At 49.2% G+C, this 4,044-nt stretch carries 2 protein-coding genes; both read right to left on the bottom strand.

Annotated elements, in window-relative coordinates; genetic code table 11:
- On the bottom strand, positions 1-3,638 hold a 3,638-nt coding region (locus F8N00_RS16740), incomplete at its 3' end, for a PolC-type DNA polymerase III (protein ID WP_421018624.1).
- Positions 3,639-3,785: 147 nt separating this feature from the next.
- The coding region (locus F8N00_RS16745) for a His/Gly/Thr/Pro-type tRNA ligase C-terminal domain-containing protein (RefSeq protein WP_421018623.1) at positions 3,786-4,044 on the bottom strand (259 nt) is incomplete at its 5' end.

Here is a 4,044-nt window from a genome sequence, read left to right on the forward strand (position 1 = left end):
TGGGCTCGGAGATGTGTATAAGAGACAGGTTCAAGACCGGCGTAGATCAAGTAGACCATGATGTCATCTCGACAACCGATGACGTCTTTTAGTTCACACGTTCCGTTGTAGATCAATTCGCTGGCGTTTCCAAGCCAGACATCCGTTCCGTGCGAGAGTCCTGAAATCTGAACGAGCTCTGAGAACGTCGTCGGTTTCGTCTCTTCTAACATTTGGCGGACGAACTTTGTTCCAAACTCCGGAATGCCGAGCGTTCCTGTTTTTGAATCAATCTGTTCCGGCGTTACACCGATCGATTCCGTCGAACTGAAGATTTTCATGACTTCTGGGTCATCGACCGGAATCGTCTTCGGATCACGTCCTGACAGATCTTGTAGCATCCGGATCATTGTCGGGTCATCGTGACCGAGGATATCGAGTTTGAGTAAGTTATCGTGAATGGAGTGGAAGTCAAAGTGTGTCGTCTTCCATTCAGAACCCATATCGTCTGCCGGATACTGAATCGGACTAATATCGTAAATATCCATATAGTCCGGTACAACGATGATCCCACCCGGGTGTTGTCCGGTCGTCCGTTTGACACCGGTGACACCACTGACGAGACGATCGACTTCCGCATTCCGATACGTCAACTCATTCTCCGACTGATACCCTTTGACATAGCCATACGCTGTCTTCTCAGCGATCGTACCGATCGTTCCGGCACGGTAGACGTAATCGTCACCGAACAGGACTTTCGTATAGGCGTGTGCTTGTGGCTGGTATTCTCCACTGAAGTTCAAATCGATATCCGGTACTTTATCCCCTTTAAATCCGAGGAACGTCTCGAACGGAATATCATGACCATCCTTAAACAAGGGGACATCACATTTCGAACAAGACTTATCCGGTAAATCGAATCCCGAACCGACGGAACCGTCATCGAAGAACTCCGATTCCTTACAATTCGGACAGACGTAATGCGGTGGCAATGGATTGACTTCCGTGATCTCGGTCATCGTCGCAACGAGACTTGATCCGACCGATCCTCGTGAACCGACCAAATAGCCGTCGTCGAGTGATTTTTTAACGAGTTTATGGGAAATCAGATAGATAACGGCGAATCCGTGACCGATGATCGACTTCAACTCTTTTTCGAGGCGGGCTTCGACGATCTCCGGTAACGTGTCGCCGTAAATCCGGTGCGCCATATCGTACGACAAGTTCCGTACTTCTTCATCTGCTCCTTCGATCTTCGGTGTATAGAGATCCTTTGGAATGATGTCGATGTTCTCGAATTGCTCCGCGACGGCTTGACTGTTCGTGATGACGAGACGTTCCGACACATCCGGTCCGAGGAACTTGAAGTCGTCCATCATTTCCTTCGTCGTCCGGAAGTGTGCCGGTGGCAATTGTTTTCGCATATTCAGCATGTTTGCTCCACCTTGCGTCCGGATCAAAATCTCCCGGTACGTCGCGTCATGTTGATCGAGGTAATGCACGTTTCCTGTCGCGACTGGTAAAATATCATGTTCTTCCGCAACGCGGATGATCTTTTTAATCAGTTCGCGCAGTTCGAGTTCATTCTGAACGATTTCCCGTTCAATCAAATGACCATACATTGCGGGTGGCTGAATCTCGATGAAATCATAGAACTGCATCACTTTTGCTAAATCTTCGTCCGACTTGTTCAAGGCGGCATCAAACACTTCGCCATTATCGCAAGCTGATCCGATGATCAATCCATCCCGATGCGCGACGAGTTGCGAGCGTGGTGTGCGGACGACACGGTGCACGTGTTTCGTGTGAGCAATCGAAATCAATTGGTACAGATTCTTCAAGCCCGTCCGGTTCTTCGCATAGACCGTCGCGTGGTATGGTCGTGCCCGCGAGATATCTTTCCCCATCTCCCGGTTGAGTGAGGCGTGTGTCTTCATGTCGAACATCTCATCCGCCATTTGAAGCAACTTGACCATCAAGTAGCCTGTCGCTTCCGCGTCATAAATGGCGCGGTGATGCTGCGTCAATTCGATGTCAAATCGTTTCGCGAGTGTGTTCAATCGGTGGTTTTTTAGCGTCGGCATCAAAACACGGGCTAGCTCAAGCGTATCAATGACTGGCAAGACCGATTCATCGTGTCCACCGGAACGGAGTGTCGCATTCAAGAATCCGATATCGAATGAGGCATTATGGGCAACGAGAATCGAGTCGCCGACCCAGTCCATGAATTCCTTGACGACTTGTTCCGGGTCTGGTTTTCCGCGGACCATATCATCGGTGATCCCTGTCAAATCAATCGTCGTCGCCGACAATAGATGCTTCGGATCCGCGAATGCTTCGAACTTATCGATGATATCACCGTCGTGGATCTTGACGGCTGCAAGTTCGATGATCTTGTTGTACATCGCGGATAGACCCGTCGTCTCGACGTCAAAGACAACGAATGTCGCGTCATCTAAGTTACGGTCCACGGGATGATAGGCGACTTGCACCCCGTCATCGACGACATTCGCTTCGATTCCATACAATACCTTGATATCGTTTTTCTTTCCGGCATAGTAGGCATCCGGGAAACTTTGGGCACCCGCGTGATCCGTGATCGCAACAGCAGGATGACCCCATTTCGCCGCGCGTTCAACGTATTTCGTCACGTTCATGACGGCGTCCATTTGACTCATTTGCGAGTGCGCATGTAACTCGACACGCTTCTCGCCTGCCCAAGGGTCAGCAGGGGCTTCCATCTTCACCTCTGACAGTTGGGCAATCATCATACAAAGATCGCGCAGGAACGTATCGAACTCAACGCGACCTGCCGCTTGAATCCACATCCCTTTTTTGATCGCAGAGAGTATCTTGACGTCTGTTTCGTCACGCGCAAACATCTTGACGACGAGGGAGTCCGTATAATCCGTCATTTTGAACGTAAAGATTGTCTTTCCACTTCGTAGTTCACGACTCTCTGCCGAGAAGACGAGACCACGAATCGCAATCCGTCGTTCCTCATCTTGGATCGTCTTAATCGGGACAATCTCATCTTGAATTGGTTTCCCGATCCGGATCTCAACCGGTCCTTCATCGTCATCCCGCGATTGTTCCCGTTTGAATTGCAACTCGAGCATCCGCTTTGCTTCTTCCATGTCTTCCTGTTTCACCTGATTGCGCAACGCTTCTTGTTTTGATTCGTTAATTTGAACAATCGGTTCACAGTTGAATTTCGGAAATCCGTAAGCACTATAAAGTAACTGCAATTCCCCACATAAGCTACTTTTTAAGAATCCTGCTTCCGGTTCACTCCGGACTGGAATGAATAATTTCTGTTCTTTGAACTCCGGTAAGACACGTCCGAGTTGTGTCCGCATCGCCGATGAAACGTCGGCGAGATCTTGCACGACATATGGCCAGTAATCATGATACAGGCGTTCGTCTGGTCGACCATCCGCGTATAGGATGACCTTGACTTCGGCGAATTGCTGATACCGACTTATCAAACGACTCGTAAAGAGTTGATAGACGTTTTGGGGCAAAACGTGTGGCAAGCGGATTTCAAATGTCCAGGTTGCTTTTGCTTTATTGACGCGAAGCTTCTCAAGAACTGCTTCGTTAAAGTATTCTTCAATGATACCGTTCGGTAATTCCAAGTCACTCAGCAACAGTGACATGCGTTGTTGTGTATCCACTCGCAATTGTGCTGTCTGATCGCTTCACACCGTGACAGCAACTCCTCCTCCTCTTGCGGATTGCCCAAGGGGCGAATGGGTGTGAGACAAGAAAACAGTCACTTTATGAAAAGTGACCGTCTCCATTCTTTATTCTAAACCTTCATAGAGTGAACGAACAGCCTCAACGACTTGTTCTTGTCCAATTTCTTCTGCATCGCCACCGCGACGAGCTTTTAATTCGACGATTCCTTCTGCCGCTTTTTTGCCGACGTTCAAGCGAACCGGTAGACCAATCAAATCCGCATCGGCGAATTTGACGCCTGCTCGTTCTTTCCGGTCGTCAAGCAGGACGCTGAATCCTGCAGCTGTCAATTCACGGTATAGTGTCTGTCTCTTATACACATCT

The organism is Exiguobacterium sp. A1_3_1 (assembly GCF_048985645.1).
GTDB lineage: Bacteria > Bacillota > Bacilli > Exiguobacteriales > Exiguobacteriaceae > Exiguobacterium_A > Exiguobacterium_A indicum.